The sequence below is a fragment of the Phenylobacterium sp. LjRoot219 genome (assembly GCF_964252995.1).
Taxonomy (GTDB): Bacteria; Pseudomonadota; Alphaproteobacteria; order Caulobacterales; family Caulobacteraceae; genus Phenylobacterium.
This window is the reverse complement of sequence record NZ_CAXUQI020000001.1, coordinates 2,632,773-2,649,539: the sequence shown is the minus strand read 5'-3', so window position 1 is coordinate 2,649,539 and position 16,767 is coordinate 2,632,773. Positions and strand designations below refer to the sequence as shown.

Below are 16,767 nucleotides of genomic sequence, written 5' to 3'. Positions count from 1 at the left end.
CTTAACCTTCTGCTATCGGGGCGCAGGCACAGTTTCGCGTCGATTGGAGTCGCGATTCGATGTCTCGCCCCCCTGAAGGTCGCTCGAGCGAGACGGACGGCGCGGCGCCCGACTTCGCGACCTTCTTCGCGGTCTCCCTCGACCTGCTGGTGATCCGCGACAGCGACTTCCGGATCGTCAAGGTCAACAAGGCCTGGGAGACCATGCTCGGCTACCGGACCGAGGAGCTGGAAGGCCAGTTGATGCTGTCCTTCATCCATCCCGACGACGTGCCGGCCAGCCACGGCCACATGAAGCGGATGGAGACGGAACGGGACGTCTCGGGCTTCATCAACCGCTACCGCTGTCGCGACGGCGGCTATCGCCACCTCGAATGGCGCGCCCGGCGCGACGGCGACCTGGTCTACGGCGTCGCCCGCGACGTCACCGAGCGGCTGGCGATCGAGGCCGAGATGGCCGCCGCGCGGGTCTCGGCGGAGGCGGCGAACCGGGCCAAGAGCGACTTCCTCGCCAACATGAGCCACGAGATCCGCACGCCGCTGAACGGCGTGATCGGCGTCGCCGCCGCGCTCGCCCAGACCGAACTCGCCCCGGCGCAGCGCGAGATGGTCGAGCTGATCCTGACCTCCGGCTCGACCCTCGAACGCGTCGTCTCCGACGTGCTCGACTTCTCCAAGATCGAGGCCGGCAAGCTCGAGATCGAAGTCCGGCCGTTCGACCTGCGGGTCGAGTTCGACAAGCCGCTGGAGCTGTTCCGGCTGCGCGCCGACGAGAAGGGCCTGCGGCTGCCGGTGAGCTACGGCGCGACCGCGCGTGGCGAGTTCCTCGGCGACGTCGTGCGCATCAAGCAGGTGCTCGGCAACCTGCTGTCGAACGCGCTGAAGTTCACCGCGGCGGGCGAGGTGCGGGTCGCGGTGGACGTGCGCGATCCCGGCGACGGCGGGCCGGCCGAGCTGCGGCTGCAGGTGCAGGACACCGGCGTCGGCTTCGACGACGCGTTCGCCGCCAAGCTCTTCCAGCGGTTCAGCCAGGCCGACGAGACGATCACCCGCCGGTTCGGCGGCACGGGGCTCGGCCTGTCGATCTGCCACGCCCTGGTGGAGATGATGGACGGCCAGATCGCGGCGACGTCGCGCCCGGGCCACGGCAGCACCTTCGAGATCCGGCTGCCGCTGCCGCGCTGCCGGACCCTGGCGGACTACGATCGCGCGGCGCCCGCGCCGCTAGCGCCGCTGGGCGCCGGCGAGGGCGCGCCGCTGGAGGCGTTGCGGGTTCTGCTGGCCGAGGACCACCCGATCAATCAGCGGGTCGTCGAGCTGATCCTCGAGCCGCTCGGGGCGATCCTCACTACGGTCGAGACCGGCGTCGACGCGGTCAGCGCCTTTACCGCCGGGCCGGTCGATCTGGTGCTGATGGACATGCAGATGCCGGGCATGGACGGGCTGGCGGCGACCCGGGCGATCCGCCGGCTCGAGGCCGCGGCGCCCGAGCGCGCGCGCACGCCGATCATCATGCTCAGCGCCAACGCCATGCGGCAGCACACCGAAGAGGCGCAGGCCGCCGGCGCGGACCTGCATTTGGCCAAGCCGGTCACCGCCGCCAGCCTGGTCGCGGCGGTCGTCCGGGTGCTCGACGAGGTTCCGTAGCGCGGCGCTTGTCGGGCGCGCGGCTTTTCGCCAACACTGTTACGCGAACTCCCGGGAGGGGCGTGATGTCGACAGCGGACAGTCCGCGAACCATTCGCGCGGGGGCAGCCCCGGGCCGGTTGGTTGCGCGACTTGCGGCCGTCGGCCTGCTGCTGTTGTCCGCTTGCGACGCCCAGGTCGCCAAGGTCACGCCGTCGGCCCCGGGAACCGTCGGCGGCGCCGAGAACTGGGCCAGCCACAACGCCGGCGCGGACGAGAGCGCCTACAGCCGGCTGGCCGCGATCAACACCAAGACCGTCGGCCGGCTGGGGCTGACCTGGTGGCACGACCTGCCCGGCGAGGCCAGCCTGGAGGCGACCCCGCTGGCGATCGACGGGGTGCTCTACTTCACCGGCGCCTACGGCGCGGTCTACGCGATGGACGGCGTCACCGGCCGGCTGCTGTGGAGCCATGATCCGAAGACCTGGAAGCACAATCCGGCGAAGATGCGCTTCGGCTTCGCGGCCAATCGCGGGGTCGCCTACGCCGGCGGACGGGTCTTCTCCGCGGCCTACGACGGTCGGTTGTTCGCGCTCGACGCCAAGAAGGGCAAGCTGCTGTGGAGCGTCGAGACGACGCCGCGCGACGGCGGGCAGACGATCACCGGCGCCCCGCGGGTGTTCAACGGCAAGGTGATCATCGGCCACGGCGGCGCGGACTTCGGCGCGCGCGGCTACGTCACCGCCTACGATCAGGCCACCGGCAAGCAGGCCTGGCGCTTCTACACCGCGCCGGGCAGTCCGGAGGAGAACCGCGGCGATCCGGCCATGGAGTTGGCGGCGGCGACCTGGAGCGGCGAATACTGGAAGACCGGCACTGGCGGCGCGGCCTGGGACAACTTCACCTTCGATCCCGAGCTCAACCGCATCTATGTCGGCACCGCCAACGCCGCGCCCTACGACGCTGAGGCGCGCAGCCCGGGCGCCGGCGACAGCCTCTACACCGCCTCGATCGTCGCGCTGGACGCCGACACCGGGCGGTACGTCTGGCATTATCAGGTCAATCCCAGGGACTCCTGGGACTTCGACTGCACCCAGCAGATGACGCTGGCCGACCTGACGATCGACGGCCAGCCGCGCAAGGTGCTGATGCAGGCGCCGAAGAACGGCTTCTTCTATGTGCTGGACCGTCATACCGGGCGGCTGATCTCGGCCGAGAAGATCGGCAAGGCGACCTGGGCCGAGCGTATCGATCTGGAGACCGGCCGGCCGGTGGAGGCGTCGAACCTCCGCGACGCGGCCGGCGACGCGGTGACCTGGCCGAGCCCGACGGGCGCCCACGGCTGGCAGTCGATGTCGTTCAGCCCGCGGACCGGGCTGGTCTACATCCCCTACATGCAAAACGGCGAGCGCGTCGCGACGGCCAGGCCGCGCCAGGGCGACGTCTCGATGGCCGCGTTGTCGACCGGCTCGACGCCAGCCGATCCGATGGACGGCAAGGGCGCGCTGCTGGCGTGGGACCCGATCGCCCAGAAGGCGCGCTGGAAGGTCCCGCTGGACACCCTGTGGAACGGCGGCGTGCTGTCCACCGGCGGCGACCTGGTGTTCCAGGGCGCGGCGGACGGCTACGTCTCGGCCTACCATGCCGGCACCGGCAAGCGGCTCTGGCGCTTCGACGCCGGCCACGGCGTGATCGCCGCGCCGATGAGCTATGCGGTGGACGGCCGGCAGTATGTCGCCGTGCTGGTCGGCTACGGCGCCTCGGCGGCGATCGGCAGCGACGTGATGAACGTCGGCTGGAAGTGGGGCGCGCCCCGCCGGCTGCTGGTCTTCGCGCTCGACGGCCGGCAGCAGCTGCCGACGACGCAGCCGCGCGACATGACCGTGCGAGCGCTCGACGACCCGACGCTCAAGATCCGTCCCGAGGACGTGGCGGCAGGCCAGCAGCTGTTCATGCGCTGCGCCACCTGCCACGGCCGCGATCTGGTCGGCGCCGGCGGGCCGGCTCCGGATCTGCGCGAGTCGCAGATCGCGCTCGATCCGGAGATGTTCTGGACCGTCGTGCGCGACGGCGCGCTGCTGCAGCGGGGCATGCCGCAGTTCGCCGACCTGACGCCCGAGCAGATGGTGCAGCTCTACGCCTACATCCGCGCCGGCGCCCGCGAGGCGATCGGCAAGCAGGGCGGCAGGACGGTTGCGGCGCGGTGACCGAGCGACCCTTGGTCGCCGGTTGCTCGTTCCGTTAGCGGACTATTAGCCGGCGTGGCCGCCCCTAAGACTGGGCAGCGGGTCTTGGGTAGGGGAATGACGGCATCCAGCGACGTTGGAACGGCGCGCCGCGCGGCGGAGCAGGGCGCAGTCGCCCGGTTCCTCGACGCCGAGGCGCGCCGGGCGCTGACGGCGCGCTCGACGGCGAAGGCGCTGGCCTGGTTCGTCCCGGAGTTCGCCGCCTGGCTGCTGCTGACGGCGCTGGCGCTCGCGCCGTTTCCCTGGCCGCTCAGCCTCGGCTTCGCGGCGGCGGCGGGGCTGGCGATCGGCGTGGTGTTCACCGTCGGCCATGACGCCTCGCACCAGGCGCTGACGCCGCACCGCTGGCTGAACGGGCTGATCGCGCGGCTGGCCTTCATCCCGTCGGCCCACGCGGCCAGCCTCTGGGACGTCGGGCATAACCGCATCCATCACGGCTTCACCAACCTGCTGGGACAGGACTACGTCTGGGCGCCGATGTCGCCGGAGCAGTACCGGCGGGCGAAGCCCTGGCGACGGGCGCTCTATCGCCTCTACCGCAGCCCGGCCGGGCATCTGCCCTACTATCTGATCGAGATGTGGTGGAAGAAGAACCTGCTGCCGATCGCGCCGGAGACGCGCGGCGAGTGGCGCCGCCACGCCGCCGACAGCCTGTTCGTGCTCGTAGCCCAGGCCCTGCTGATCTGGGGCGTCGTCGCGCTCGGCGCGCGGCTGGCGCCCGAGCGGCCGTGGCAGCTGAGCCTGGCCCTCGGCTGGCTGGTCCCGTTCCTGGTCTGGAACTGGCTGATGGGCCTGGTGATCTACATGCACCACACCCACCCACAGATCGGCTGGGTGGCGCGCCCGGAGGACTGGAGCGTCCACGGCGCGGCGATCGCCGGCACGGTCGAGGCGCGGATGCCGGGCCTGCTCGACAGCATCGACAACCACATCATGCAGCATAATGCGCACCACGCGCTCCCGGCGATCCCGATGTACCACCTGGCCGCCGCCCAGCAGCGGCTGCGCCGGACTTTCCCCGAGGTGCTGAGCCTGGGGATCTCGGCGCGGTCAGTGGGCGCCGTCTCGCGCGCCTGCAAGCTCTACGATCCGGCGGCCGGCTGCTGGCGCGACTTTCAGGGGCGGGTGACCGCCCGGCCGAAGCCGGGCGTCTGAAGCCTAGCCAGCGCGGGCGAACTCGCGCCGCGACGCGGGCTCCGGCTGGCCCTCGAAGTCCACCGACACGGCGTAATCGAGCATGCGCCGCAGGGCGTCCGGATCGACCAGCGGCGGCGGCGTATAGGCCTCGCCGAGGGCCGCCTGGACCGCGCTATGTCCGAAGATCGCCTCGCCGTTGATGTAGCAGGTGTAGCGTTCGAGGTGGCCGTCGAGCCGGCGTTGCATCACCTGCACCCCGCGCGAGGGCGCTTCCGGCGGCTCGGGCGTCAGCTTGGCGCCGTCGATGCCGAGTTGGGCGGCGCTGACCGCCATCACCATCCCCAGGTTGGCCGGGGCGTTGTGGGCGAGGTGGTAGCACTGGCCGGTCGCCGGCAGCTCCAGCAGCCGGGCCATCATCTCGGTGACCCAGTCGACCGGCACCAGATTGAGCGTCGCCTCCGGGCGGCCGCGCAGCGTCAGCGGCAGATAGAGGCGCTCGCCGTCGCGGCGGATGCCCTCCGGCAAGTCCGTCCGTCCGGCGAACAGCCGCATGATCCGGTTCCAGGCCTTGCAGATCCCGTAGTAGCCGTCGAAGGCGCGGGTGAAGCCGGTCTGGCTGTCGCCGACGACGATGCTCGGCCGGTAGATCGAATAGGCGTTGGGGAAGCGCTCGCGGAACAGCGCCTCGGCGGCGCGCTTGCTCGCCTCATAGGGGTTCCGGGCCGCGCCGCGGTCGTAGTCGGTTTCCAGGAACTCGGGCGCGTCGCCGGCGACATAGGCCGTGCTGACCTGGTGCGCCTGGTCGAGCCCCAGCGCCTCGACCAGGTCGAGGAAGTTGCGGGCGCCTTCGAGATTGGTCGTCCAGGTGTCGTCGGCGACGTCGGCGTCGAACGAGACCGAGGCGGCGCAGTGCAGCGCGACCGAGATGTTGCCGCGCAGCGCGGCGATCTCGCGCGGGGTCACGCCCAGCATCGGCTCGCGGATATCGCCGCCGACCGCCGTCATCTGGCTGGCCAGCGGGCCGAACTCCTCGACCAGCCGCTCGGCGGCGCTGCGGCCCGCCTTGGGCCGCACGGCGCAGACGACATGCCAGCCCCGGGCGATCAGCCGGGGGACGAGCTGCGAGCCGATGGCGCCGGTCACGCCTGTGACGAAAATGCGTCGCATGCTTTTGGCTCTAGGACTCATCAAGACTTTAGGTTGAAAGCGGCGACCGCGAGACAATCGCATCAGGTCGAGAAACGCAACAGCTAAGCTTGTCGCAGGAAAACGTTAGGTTTTCCTTTGCGCGCGTCCCGGGTTCACAGTCCGAGGCTGTGCGCCTGGAGGTTGTGTTTTCTGCGATATTCTTCGGTCCGCGAGGTTTTCGCGCGGCCCTATTCCGCCTTGTCGCGCTTCAGCTGGCTGGCGACGGCGTCGAGCACGCGGGCGCGCAGCAGCGAGCTGCTGATGCCCGGGGTGCGCGGCAGGATGGCCAGGCGCTCAGCGCGCACGTCGTTGCTGTTGTCGTGGCCGTGCACCAGCAGGTCGATCCGGTGGGCGTCGAGGAAGGCGTCGTCGAGCAGCCAGTTGCAGGGCACGACCTCGTCGACGTAGCGCAGCGCCTCAAGCACCTCCTTGCGGTGCTCGAAGGAAAGCTCCGGCGTGTAGCCCTTCTTGGCGATGACCTCGTCGTCGGTGGTCAGGGCGACGATGACGTAGCCCAGCTCCTTGGCCGTCTTCAGCAGCCGCACGTGGCCGTGGTGGATCAGGGTGGCCGACATGTCGACCATCACCCGCAGCGGCGCGCTCATGGCTGGGGCTCCGGCAGCAGCAGGGCGTCGAGGATGTCGCCGCGCGCCGCCTGGCCGAGGTGGGCCTCGCCGAGGTGGCAGACGACGCTGCCCGGCAGGTTGGAGCGCGGGCGGTAGAGCACCGCATTCGGGTCGCGCGCCTCGACGTCACAGGCGACGTGGGTGCAGAGCAGCGGCTGGCGCTCGGGCGGCAGGGTCAGGTGGGCCGCCATCTGCCGGCTGAAGCGCGCCTTGTTGACCACCACGGCCTCGCGGAACTGGTCGTGCCGGGGCAGCACCTCGGCCAGGGAGGCGATCGCGTGATAGGGCCCGGTCATCCGCTTCTCGAGGTGCGAGGCGAGATCCAGGTAGAAGGAATCCACCCCGTGGCCGGGCGCGTCGTTGAAGGCGACGAAGCTGGCGCCGGTCAGGCCGAACAGGCCTTTGCAGGAGCTGTAGGCGATCACCTCGGCCAGCTCGTGGTCGCCTTCCAGGCCGATCGAGGCGGTGGCGTCGAGCATCAGCCGCGCACCGAGCCGCCTGGCCTGGGCGGCGAGATCGGCGATCGGCAGCCGCAGGGCGCAGCTGGTCTCGGTCGAGCAGGCGAACACCCAGTCGAAGCGGCCGGGGGCGTCGGCCAGCTCGGCGTGGTCGACCAGCACCACCTCGGTCACGTGGCGGTCGCGCCGGGCGCAGGACTGCGCCAGCCACAGCAGCCGGTCGGAGTAGTAGCCGGAGCCCACCACCAGCACCCGGCCCTCGAGGAAGTTCAGCGCCATGATCTCCAGCGCCAGGCTCGAGGCGCCCTGCATGCGGGCGATCTGGCGGTGGCCGCTCATTTTCAGCAGCCGGGCGAGCACGTCGGCCTCGACGGCGGCGTAGTCGGCGTCGCCGCGGCCGAAGCAGGGGCGCAGGCCGGTGAGGTTCTCAGCTAACAGGCTGGCCGGGCCGGCGGTGAACAGCGGCTTGGCGGCGTTGCGCGCGGCGACCAGCGCCTGGACGGTGGTCTCGCCGCTCATCGCGCGGTCTCCTGCAGGAAGGCCATCACGTCGCGCTTGTTCTCGGCCGGCGTGCGGTCCGGGCGACCGAGGTCCGGCCGCGCGCCGCGCCCGCAGCGGATCTCCAGGAAGCCCGCGCCGTCGGCCGCCAGCAGGTCGGCGATGGCGGCGCCGGCCTCGGCGGGCTCGGCGCGCGCGATGTGGCGATAGCCGCAGGCCTGGGCCAGCGTCAGCAGGTCGAGCCGGCCGGCGGCGGTGGGCTGGCCGCCGACGGAGTCGTGGGCCTCGTTGTTCAGCACCACATGCAGCAGGTTCGGCCGCAGCGCGCTTTCGGTCAGCGCGCCCAGGTGCATCAGGATCGCCCCGTCGCCGTCGAGGCAGACCACCGGGCGTTCGGGCTGCGCCAGGGCCAGCCCGGCGGCGATCGAGGCGGCGTGGCCCATGCCGCCGACCGTCAGGAAGTCGCTGTCGTGGCCGGCGCCGTCGCGCTTGCGCAGCTCGAATAGTTCGCGCGAGGCCATGCCGGTGGTGGCGACCACGGCGGCGTCGGCGGGCAGGGCGCCGGCCACGGCGGCGATCGCCGCCTCGCGGGTGTGGGGCGAGGCTTGCCGCCGCGCCGGCAGCGCGTAGCCGGCGAAGGCGCCCTTGCGGACCACCAGGGCGACCGGCCGCGACGTCGCCAGCGCCTCGGACGCCGCCCAGCGGACGGCCTCGGCCGGATCGCTCGCGGCGTCGACGACGCGGTGGGCGATGCCCAGCAGCTCCAGCTGGGGCAGGGTGACCTGGCCCTGCAGCACGTGCTGCGGCTCGTCCTTCAGCTGGCGGCCGTCGGCGGCGATCTCGCCGCGCCAGCCGATCATCAGCACCATCGGCACTCCGTAGATCTCCGGTGCGGCCAGGGAGGCGAGCGGGTTGACCGCGTTCCCGAGCCCGGAATTCTGCATGTAGACCAGCGCCGGACGGCCGGTCGCCAGGTGGTGGCCGATCGCCAGACCGACGGCGGCGCCTTCGTTGGCGGCGATGACGTGACGCTCGGCCGGGAAGCTGTCGGTGATCGCCGCGCAGATGTCCTTCAGCAGCGAGTCCGGCACGCCGGCGGCGAAGCTCACGCCGTTGTCCGCCAGCGCGCGGAGGAAGTCGGCCGGGACGATCATCAGCGGGTGCCCGGGATCAGCTCGAGCACGTCGTTGATGCTGATCAGCTCGCGATCGACCTCCAGCGAGCGGCCGTGGCGCAGGATCTCGTTGGCCACCCGGCGCATCGCCGGATAGGCCGCGCGCATCAGCTGGTTGGCGTAGATCACGATGTTGAAGCCGCGCTCGGCCAGCTCCGCTTCGCCGACGTGGTTGTAGCTGGTCGGCACCGCGACCAGCGGCAGGGTGTTGAAGCTCTGGCGGAAAACGCCGGCGAATTCAAAGATCTCGTCCGGACTCTTCTGGCGGCTGTGGATCATGATCGCGTCCGCCCCGGCCGCGGCGTAGGCCTCGGCGCGGGCCATGGCGTCGCTCAGGCCGCGGTCCAGGATCAGGCTTTCGATCCGGGCGATGACCATGAAGTCGTCGCCGACCCGCGCGGCGCGGCCGGCGCGGATCTTGTCGCAGAAAACCTCGACGTCCTCCTGGGTCTGCACGACGTCGTTGCCGAACAGCGAGTTCTTCTTCAGCCCGGTCTTGTCCTCGATGATCGTCGCCGAGATCCCCAGCCGCTCCATGCTGCGGACGTTCAGCTCGAAGTGCTCGGGCTTGCCGCCGGTGTCGGCGTCCATGATCAGCGGCTTGGTGGTGACGTCGAAGATCTCGTTGATCCCGGTCAGCCGGCTGTTGATCTCCAGCGCCTCGATGTCCGGCTTGCCGCGCACCGTGGAGTCGGTCAGCGAGCTCGACCAGAAGCCGTCGAACTCGCGGACCTGGTCGTCGGCCTGCTGCCGCGCGTGCTCGGCGATCAGCGCCGAGATCGGACTGTGCGCCTCGATGAAGCGGGAGATCGGCTTGGCGGCGAGCAGCCGGCGCAGGGTCGCGCGGCGCAGGTCCGGCGTGGTGCCGAGCGCCTGCTGGCGGTGGGCCATCTCGGTGGAGGAGACGCCCTCGGTGTAGGGGACTTCGATCAGCTTGCCGCCATAGGCGGCGAGCGCGGCGAGCGCCCGGTCGCGATAGGGCGCCAGCGGGCCCTGCAGCCAGTCGCTGCCGTGCACCATGAAGTCGGGTTTGTAGCGCTGCAGGTTCGGCGTGTAGTCCCAGCTTTCCTGGGCGACGACGCGGGTGACGCCGCTGATGTTCTCCAGCACCTGGCGGCGATGCTCCCACTTCAACAGCGGCAGACGCTTGTGGCCGGCGACTGCGGCGTCGGTGAGCAGGCCGATGGTGACGTCGCCGAACTGTCGCGCATGGGCGATAATGTTCGTGTGCCCATGGTGCAGGATGTCGGCGGTCATGCCGATGTAGACGGTTGGGCGCATCGGCGGACTATCGTTGAGTCGGCCTTAAGGGACAATTTAACGTCGTTCGGCATTTTGCCGCGGCGCCCTTTCGCCGCATTCCAACCTGACGACCGCGTTGACAACCGAACCCGCTCATCACGCATCTGCGGCTATGCTTTCGCCGGCCGCTGCGATCTCCGTGACCCGCGTCGCCGCCTTCGACGTCGACGGCACCATCCTGCGCGGCCAGAGCCAGGTCTATTTCGCCAAGATGCTGGTCCGCCGGCGGATCGCCGGCGCGGGGCTGATGGCGCGGGTGCTCTGGTGGTACGCGCTGATGCGGCTGGGCGTGCCGTTCGACCAGGCGAAGGCCCAGCGCACGGTGATCGGCTCGCTCGCCGGCGCGCCGCAGGCCTGGATCGACGAGGTGCTGGCGACCTTCGTGAGCGAGGCGCTGGCGCCGAACCTCCGCCCGGGCGCGCTCGCCGAGATCGACCGCCTGCGGGCCGCAGGCTGCCGCATCCTGCTGGTCTCGGCCGCCCCGTCGCCGATCATCTCGCGGCTGGCCGAGCATCTTGGGCTCGACGGCTATGTCGCCACCGAGGTCGCCCCGCCGGTGGACGGGCGGTTCTCCGGCCAGTTGGTCGGGGCCAGCGTGATGGGCGGGGAGAAGGTCCTCCGGCTGCAGAGCTACGCCGCCGAGGCCTTTGGCCAGTGGGAGCTGCACGCGGCCTACGGCGACCAGGACCTCGACGGCCCGCTGCTGGCGCTGGCGCGCCATCCGGTGGCGGTCTGCCCGACCCGCGAACTGGCCCAGATGGCCGCGGCCCGCGGCTGGCCGGTGCGGCAGTGGTGAGATCTGTCATCCCGGAAGCCGCTTTGGCGGCTGTCCGGGGTCCAAGCACACGGCGACGCAGGCGAGCGCCCGGCCGCGCCGTGTTCTTGGATCCCGGTCTTCGCTTCGCGAAACCGGGATGACAGCGGGGGTTACGCCGTGACCGCCTCTCGGCGCAGGCCGGCCTGCAGATAGAGGCAGGTTGCGGCGTTCAGCACCGCGAAGCCGACGAAGACCGCCAGCAGGCTGGCCCCGGCGGCGACCGCCAGGCCGGCGGCGGCCATGCCGACCACCATCACCAGCGAACTCAGCGCGTTGTCGACCGAGACCACCCGGGCGCGGGCGTCCTCGGCCGGGCGGGTCTGCAGGCTGACGCCGAGCGGTACGACGAAGGCGCCGCAGAACACCGCCGCCAACGTCAGGTCGACGGCGATCCGCAGGCGCGCCGGATCAGCCAGGAAGGCGCCCAGCGGCAGCAGGTCCTCGCTCGGGGCGAGCCGGGCGGCGGCCAGGCACATGTCGAGGGTGAAGCCGCTGACCAGCAGGCCGGGCAGCCAGACGTGACGGGCGGCCTCCTCGCCGGCCATGAACTTCGAATAGCCGAGCATCCCGGCCGAAAGTCCGACCGAGAATAGGGTGAAGACCAGGGCGACCACCTCCGGCGTGCCGGCCAGCACGTGGCGGGTCACCGCCGGGATTTCCGCCAGGAACAGGGCGCCGGTCAGCCAGAAGAGCGAACGGCCGATCATCACGTTGAGCAGGAAGCGGTCGGCGGTGGCCAGCCGCACCATGCCGGCCAGCGGCCGCAGCATGTGCGGGTCGAGCTGCAGGTCCGGCGCCGCGGCGCGGCCGCGCGGCAGGGCGACCGCGCTCAGCACCCCCGCGACGCCCAGCAGCGCCAGCGCCGCCGAGGTCGCGGCCGCGCCGTTCTGCAGCGGCATCAGCAGGGTCCCCGCCAGGGTGCCGGCCAGGCAGGCGACGAAGGAGCCGGCCTCGACCAGGCTATAGCCGGTCGCCAGCTCGCGCGGCTGCAGGTGCTCGGGCAGGGCGGCGTACTTCACCGGACTGAAGAAGGCGCTGGCGATCCCCTTGAGGAACACCGCGACCAGCACCAGCGGAATGCTGCGGGCGAAGAAGGCGGCAGCCGCGACGGCGAACACCGCCAGCTCCAGCAGCTTCACCTGGCGGATCACCCGGCTCTTCTCGAACTTGTCGGCGACCTGGCCGGACAGTGCGGCGAACAGCACGTAGGGCGCCATGTACAGCGCCCAGACCAGCGCCGGCACCAGCCCGCCCTCGGCCTTGCTGGCGCCCGCGGCGTAGACCGCCATCATCGTCGCGGCGGTCTTGAACAGGGTGTCGGACGCCGCCGCCAGCGTCTGCGTCATGAACAGCGGAAACAGCCGCCGCGACGCCAAAAGAGAAAATGCCGAACTCAAGTCCCCCGTCCGTCCCCTGATGTCTCGCCGCTAAGATCTTCAATCGACCTTAGGTTGACATGTTATTGCTCTTCAAGGTATCCGCCGCGCCTTGTGGCGCGCTATGAAAACGTCGCAGCAGACTCGGCCCAGAGGTCACCTTGAATATCGGTCAGATCTACGACGACACGGTAGCGGATCACTATGATCACGACCAGCATGGCCTCCTCGGCGGCGCGCGCGGGCGGTTCGTTCAACAGATCCGGACGCATCTGGCCGGAGCGGAAATCAAGAAGGTCCTCGACCTGGCGGTCGGCACCGGCGAATCCCTGACTCCACTGCGGGAAATCTTTCCGAGCGCGGCGTTCAGCGGCGTCGATCTCTCGGCGCGGATGCTGGAGATCGCCCAGACCAAGCTCGAGTTCCAGGCGATCCACGACGACGTCAACAACGCCGGCCAACACTTCGCGCCGGAGAGCTTCGACCTCGCCCTGATGCACTTCCTGACGACCTTCATCGACGGGGCGAAGGTGGTGCGCGAGAGCGCCGATCTGCTGAAGTCGGGCGGCTACTACTCGATCGTCAGTTCGACCTACGAGGCCTTCCCGGTGCTGCGCGAGCTCAGCATGAAGGTCGTCTCCAAGGAGTTCCTCGACCAGGCGAGCCCGGCGCCGCACGACCCGGAGGTGATCGCCTCGTTCCTGCGCGACGCGGGCCTGGAGATCGTCGCCTGCGAGCAGTTCGAGAAGGAAATCAGCTTCCCGAACTTCTTCGAACTCTACGAATTCGCCCTGAAGTCCGGCTTCTTCACCCACATCCTGGCGCAGGTCGACCCCAGCAAGGTGACCGAGTTCCAGAACCTCGGCCTGCAGTTCCCGGTGGTGGACCGCTACAAGGCCGCCGTCGTTCTCGCCCGCAAGCCCTAGGCGCGATGAGGTCAGGCCGGCTGCTGCTCTTGCGGGCCGGGGACGAGCAGTCGTCCCAGGCGCGGCGGCAGGGCCTGCAGCAGCCAGGCCGCGACGCCCAGCGTCCAGGGGAAATAGACCCGGCCGCGGCCCGCCTGCACCGCGGCGGCGATCCGGCGCGCGGCGGTCGCGGCGGTTATCAGGTAGGGCATGCGGAAGGCGTTCGGGCCGACCATCGGGGTGGCGACATAGCCCGGGCAGACGACGCTGACGCTGACGCCGTGGGGCTTCAGCGCCGCGCGCCAGGCGTCGCCCATGATCACCAGCGCCGCCTTGCTGCCGGAGTAGCAGGGGTGGCGCGGGATCCCGACCAGCCCGGCCAGCGAGGCGATGACGCAGATCCGGCCGCCGCGGCGCTGGCGCAGGCGCGGCAGGATCGGGTCGACGGTGTTCAGCACGCCCGTGACATTGACCGCGAAGATCCGCCGACCGAGCGCCGGATCGCTGCCGACCGCGCCAGTCTCGCCCATCACGCCGGCGGCGGGGATCACCAGGTCGAGCGGGGCTATGTCGTCCTCGCCCAGCACCCAGGCGGCCATGCCGGCGTGGTCCTCGACGTCGAGGATGCGGGTGGAGACCGTCGCGCCCTGCGCGCGGCAGGCCTCGGCCACCGCCGCGAGCCGGCCGCCGTCGCGCCCGCCGAGCGCCAGCCGGCGGCCCGGCGCGGCGTAGTGACGGGCCAGCGCCTCGCCGATGCCGCTCGACGCGCCGGTGATCAGAATCGAACTCGGCTCGTTCATGCCGCCCCTCGCGCCCCCGCGACCGGCCCGGTGAATCACCGCGCCCGCCTGTCGGGCGGCAACATATCGCGTTGTCGAAGCGTCACCATTGCGCGTAGCTTCCGCCGGGGACTGGGAGGGGAGAGCATGGCCGCGGAGGCATCCTGCGGTTGCGTGGGGCTGGCCGGCCGATGACGCCGCGCAAGCCGCATCCGGTGATGGCCGGCGCCTTCGAGCGGATGTGCGCAGGCCTGTTCGTCGGTTGGTGCCGGCTAACGGTGTCCGGCCGCGAGCACCTCCCCGAGGGCCCGTTCATCCTCTGCAGCAATCACCAGAGCCATCTCGACAGCGTGGCCCTGATGGCGGCGACCGGCGGTCGCTTCCGGGAGTTCGGCCTGCTGGCCGCCCAGGATTACTTCTTCGAGCGGCCGGCGACCCACCGGCTGTTCTCGCCGCTGCTCAACCTGATCCCGGTGGCCCGCACGGCCGACCGCCAGGCGCTGCGTCACACCTTGATGCTGTGCCGGCAGTTCATCGCCGAGACCCAAGGCAATCTGATCATCTACCCGGAGGGCGGCCGCTCGCGCAGCGGCGCGCTCCAGCCGTTCAAGCGCGGCGCGGCGATGTTCGCCGCCGAACTCGGGCTGCCGATCGTCCCGGCCTATGTGCGGGGCACAAGGGCGGTGATGCCGCCAGGGACCTCCTGGCCGAAGCCGGGCGGTATCGAGGTGCGTTTCGGCCCGCCGGTGCTGCAGGATGCCGGGGCGCCGGCGACGCGGCGCGGGCGGATCGACGCGACGGCCGCCGACCTCGAGCGGCGGGTGCATGAACTGAAGGCGATCAGTGGTGACTGACAGGCGTATGAAGTGGTGGGGCTGGGGCGCCGAAGGGGTGGCCTTCGACCCCGAGCATCGGCCCGGCGTCTGGCCGTTCGTCGCCGACCAACTGCAGCTCGATCCCGATCGCCCCCTTGACCTGCCGCTGCCGGCCGCGGCCGTGGCGCTGCCGGCGCAGACCCGTAACGCCGCCTTCGTGGCCGGGGTCGTCGAGGCCCTGGGGCGCGAGCACGTCCGCGAGGACGATCCTGAGCGCCTGGTCCACGCCTACGGCAAGAGCTATCGCGACCTGCTGCGGGTGCGCCGCGGCGACGCCTCCGGCGCGCCGGACGTGGTGCTCTATCCGGGCGGCGAGGCCGAGGTCGAGGCGGTGGTGCGGCTGGCCGCCCGCCACGACGTGGTGCTGATCCCGTTCGGCGGCGGCTCGAACATCGCCGGCTGCCTGGAGCGGCCGGCCGGCGACACGCGGATGGTCGCCTCGCTCGACATGTCGCGTCTGTCGCGGGTGATCGAGGTCGATGCGGCTTCCTGCACCGCGCGCATCGAGGCCGGCGCCTTCGGTCCGGACCTGGAGGCCGCGCTCAACGCCCAGGGGATGACCCTGGGGCATTTTCCGGACTCCTTCCTGCACTCCACCCTGGGCGGCTGGATCGCCACCCGCTCGGCCGGAATGCAGAGCGACAAGTACGGCAAGATCGAGGACATGGTGGTGGCCCTGCGGATGGTGACGCCCGCAGGGACGGTCGCGACGCGCGCGATCCCGCGGTCCGCCGCCGGCCTCGACGTCAACCACCTGTGCGTCGGCGGGGAGGGGACGCTCGGGGTGATCACCGAGGCGGTGATGCGGGTGCATCCGCTGCCGGCCCACAAGCGGGTCGAGGGCTACATGTTCCGCGACTTCGAGAGCGGGATCGCGGCGCTGCAGGAATGCGTCCGGCGCGAGTGCGCGCCGTCGATGGCCCGGCTTAACGACCCGGGGAAGACGGCGCTGTCGCTGGCCTTCAAGAGCCGGTCGAGCGGCGGCCAGAAGCTCATCCTGCGCGCCATGGACGCCTACCTGCGCCTGCGCGGCGTCGCGCCCGGCAAGGGCTGCGCCATGCTGGTGAAGTACGAGGGCAGCCGGGCGCAGGTGGCCAGGCAGCGTCGCGAGGTCGCCGCCGTCTACCGCGCGTTCGGCGGCATCGCGCTGGGGACCGCGCCGGGCCGGTCGTTCGAACGGGCGAAGTACGACTTCCCGCACGCCCGCGACTTCATGATGGACCGCGGGGTGATCGTCGACGTCAGCGAGACGGCGACCGTCTGGAGCAAGCTCATGCCGCTCTACAAGGCGGCCAGCCAGGCGATCGTCGCGGCGATCGCGGCGGACGGCTCGCCGGCCTGGGTCGGCTGTCACGTCAGCCACACCTACCGCACCGGGGCCAGCCTCTACTTCACCTTCGGCGCCGCCGGGCGGAGAGGCGAGGAGCTTGGCCAGTACCTGCGGATCAAGAAGGCCGCCGAGGACGCCTTCCTGGCGCACGGCGGCACGCTCTCGCACCACCATGCGGTCGGCACCGAGCATCTGCCGTGGCTGGCCGACGACGCCTCGCCGCCCGGGCTTGCGGCGATGCAGGCGGTGAAGCGGGCGTTCGACCCGACCGATATCATGACGCCTGGCCGCCTGCGCCCCTCGGCGACGCCGTTCGCCGACTGGGGCCTGCCGGGCGAGGATGCGGCGTAGGCGCAACAGATCCTCCCCCTTAGGGGGAGGTGGCCCGGAGGGCCGGAGGGGGTTTCCACTCAGAAGGTCGGTGTTCGGCG

At 71.0% G+C, this 16,767-nt stretch carries 14 protein-coding genes; 7 read left to right on the top strand and 7 right to left on the bottom strand.

Annotated elements, in window-relative coordinates; genetic code table 11:
• Nucleotides 1-59: 59 nt before the first annotated feature.
• The 3 genes from ACSQ14_RS12980 (at nt 60) to ACSQ14_RS12970 (ending at nt 5,026) form a co-directional block, all read left to right on the top strand.
• The gene (locus tag ACSQ14_RS12980) at nt 60-1,646 is read left to right on the top strand and encodes an ATP-binding protein (RefSeq protein ID WP_436013371.1); all 1,587 of its coding nucleotides are present in this window, start codon (nt 60-62) and stop codon (nt 1,644-1,646) included.
• Between the two features lie 119 nt (nt 1,647-1,765).
• A complete protein-coding gene (locus tag ACSQ14_RS12975) occupies nt 1,766-3,832 on the top strand; it encodes a PQQ-dependent dehydrogenase, methanol/ethanol family (protein WP_436013369.1) in 2,067 nt (688 codons plus the stop codon).
• A 96-nt stretch (nt 3,833-3,928) separates the two neighbouring features.
• Nucleotides 3,929-5,026 carry a fatty acid desaturase gene (locus tag ACSQ14_RS12970; protein ID WP_436013367.1) on the top strand — a complete coding sequence of 366 codons (1,098 nt, stop codon included), beginning with the start codon at nt 3,929-3,931 and terminating at the stop codon, nt 5,024-5,026.
• A gap of 3 nt (nt 5,027-5,029) precedes the next feature.
• On the opposite strand, the gene ACSQ14_RS12965 is transcribed toward ACSQ14_RS12970, so the two are convergent.
• The 5 genes from ACSQ14_RS12965 to aepX all read right to left on the bottom strand — a co-directional run bounded on the left by ACSQ14_RS12965 (nt 5,030) and on the right by aepX (nt 10,233).
• Nucleotides 5,030-6,175: an SDR family oxidoreductase gene (locus ACSQ14_RS12965; protein WP_436013365.1), complete on the bottom strand. Its 1,146-nt coding sequence runs from the start codon at nt 6,173-6,175 to the stop codon at nt 5,030-5,032.
• A gap of 209 nt (nt 6,176-6,384) precedes the next feature.
• Complete coding sequence (locus tag ACSQ14_RS12960) at nt 6,385-6,801, bottom strand: adenylyltransferase/cytidyltransferase family protein (protein ID WP_436013363.1); 417 nt, start codon at nt 6,799-6,801, stop codon at nt 6,385-6,387.
• Entirely contained in the window at nt 6,798-7,799 is a 1,002-nt protein-coding gene (locus tag ACSQ14_RS12955; RefSeq protein WP_436013361.1) for a hypothetical protein, read from the bottom strand. The genes ACSQ14_RS12960 and ACSQ14_RS12955 overlap by 4 nt, the downstream gene beginning before the upstream one ends.
• Nucleotides 7,796-8,932, bottom strand: coding sequence for a phosphonopyruvate decarboxylase (gene aepY, locus ACSQ14_RS12950; protein WP_436013359.1), 1,137 nt, complete (start codon nt 8,930-8,932; stop codon nt 7,796-7,798). The genes ACSQ14_RS12955 and aepY overlap by 4 nt, the downstream gene beginning before the upstream one ends.
• The gene (gene aepX, locus ACSQ14_RS12945) at nt 8,932-10,233 is read right to left on the bottom strand and encodes a phosphoenolpyruvate mutase (protein WP_436013357.1); all 1,302 of its coding nucleotides are present in this window, start codon (nt 10,231-10,233) and stop codon (nt 8,932-8,934) included. The genes aepY and aepX overlap by 1 nt, the downstream gene beginning before the upstream one ends.
• A 160-nt stretch (nt 10,234-10,393) precedes the next feature.
• Between aepX and ACSQ14_RS12940 the strand changes: the two genes are divergently transcribed.
• Complete coding sequence (locus ACSQ14_RS12940) at nt 10,394-11,050, top strand: HAD family hydrolase (protein ID WP_436013355.1); 657 nt, start codon at nt 10,394-10,396, stop codon at nt 11,048-11,050.
• A 131-nt stretch (nt 11,051-11,181) separates the two neighbouring features.
• Here the strand turns inward: ACSQ14_RS12940 and ACSQ14_RS12935 are convergent, their stop codons facing one another.
• A complete protein-coding gene (locus tag ACSQ14_RS12935; protein ID WP_436013353.1) occupies nt 11,182-12,417 on the bottom strand; it encodes an MFS transporter in 1,236 nt (411 codons plus the stop codon).
• Between the two features lie 191 nt (nt 12,418-12,608).
• On the opposite strand from ACSQ14_RS12935, the gene ACSQ14_RS12930 reads away from it, so the two are divergent.
• Nucleotides 12,609-13,373 (top strand): class I SAM-dependent DNA methyltransferase, encoded by a 765-nt coding sequence (locus ACSQ14_RS12930; RefSeq protein ID WP_436013351.1) that lies wholly within the window; start codon nt 12,609-12,611, stop codon nt 13,371-13,373.
• An 11-nt stretch (nt 13,374-13,384) separates the two neighbouring features.
• On the opposite strand, the gene ACSQ14_RS12925 is transcribed toward ACSQ14_RS12930, so the two are convergent.
• On the bottom strand, nt 13,385-14,152 hold the full coding sequence (locus ACSQ14_RS12925) for an SDR family NAD(P)-dependent oxidoreductase (RefSeq protein ID WP_436013349.1): 768 nt from the start codon (nt 14,150-14,152) through the stop codon (nt 13,385-13,387).
• Nucleotides 14,153-14,322: 170 nt separating this feature from the next.
• Here ACSQ14_RS12925 and ACSQ14_RS12920 point away from each other — a divergent pair, with 170 nt between their 5' ends.
• Nucleotides 14,323-14,985 (top strand): lysophospholipid acyltransferase family protein, encoded by a 663-nt coding sequence (locus ACSQ14_RS12920; protein WP_436013347.1) that lies wholly within the window; start codon nt 14,323-14,325, stop codon nt 14,983-14,985.
• Nucleotides 14,978-16,687 carry an FAD-binding oxidoreductase gene (locus ACSQ14_RS12915; protein ID WP_436013345.1) on the top strand — a complete coding sequence of 570 codons (1,710 nt, stop codon included), beginning with the start codon at nt 14,978-14,980 and terminating at the stop codon, nt 16,685-16,687. Before ACSQ14_RS12920 ends, ACSQ14_RS12915 begins: the two co-directional genes overlap by 8 nt.
• Nucleotides 16,688-16,767: the final 80 nt, after the last annotated feature.

Bases quoted from the DNA above. Each gene is read 5' to 3' on its own strand.
- ACSQ14_RS12980 (WP_436013371.1), top strand. From the start codon at position 60: ATGTCTCGCCCCCCTGAAGGTCGCTCGAGCGAGACGGACGGCGCGGCG.
- ACSQ14_RS12970 (WP_436013367.1), top strand. From the start codon at position 3,929: ATGACGGCATCCAGCGACGTTGGAACGGCGCGCCGCGCGGCGGAGCAG.
- ACSQ14_RS12965 (WP_436013365.1), bottom strand. From the start codon at position 6,175: ATGCGACGCATTTTCGTCACAGGCGTGACCGGCGCCATCGGCTCGCAG.
- ACSQ14_RS12960 (WP_436013363.1), bottom strand. From the start codon at position 6,801: ATGAGCGCGCCGCTGCGGGTGATGGTCGACATGTCGGCCACCCTGATC.
- ACSQ14_RS12955 (WP_436013361.1), bottom strand. From the start codon at position 7,799: ATGAGCGGCGAGACCACCGTCCAGGCGCTGGTCGCCGCGCGCAACGCC.
- aepY (WP_436013359.1), bottom strand. From the start codon at position 8,932: ATGATCGTCCCGGCCGACTTCCTCCGCGCGCTGGCGGACAACGGCGTG.
- aepX (WP_436013357.1), bottom strand. From the start codon at position 10,233: ATGCGCCCAACCGTCTACATCGGCATGACCGCCGACATCCTGCACCAT.
- ACSQ14_RS12935 (WP_436013353.1), bottom strand. From the start codon at position 12,417: ATGACGCAGACGCTGGCGGCGGCGTCCGACACCCTGTTCAAGACCGCC.
- ACSQ14_RS12925 (WP_436013349.1), bottom strand. From the start codon at position 14,152: ATGAACGAGCCGAGTTCGATTCTGATCACCGGCGCGTCGAGCGGCATC.
- ACSQ14_RS12920 (WP_436013347.1), top strand. From the start codon at position 14,323: ATGACGCCGCGCAAGCCGCATCCGGTGATGGCCGGCGCCTTCGAGCGG.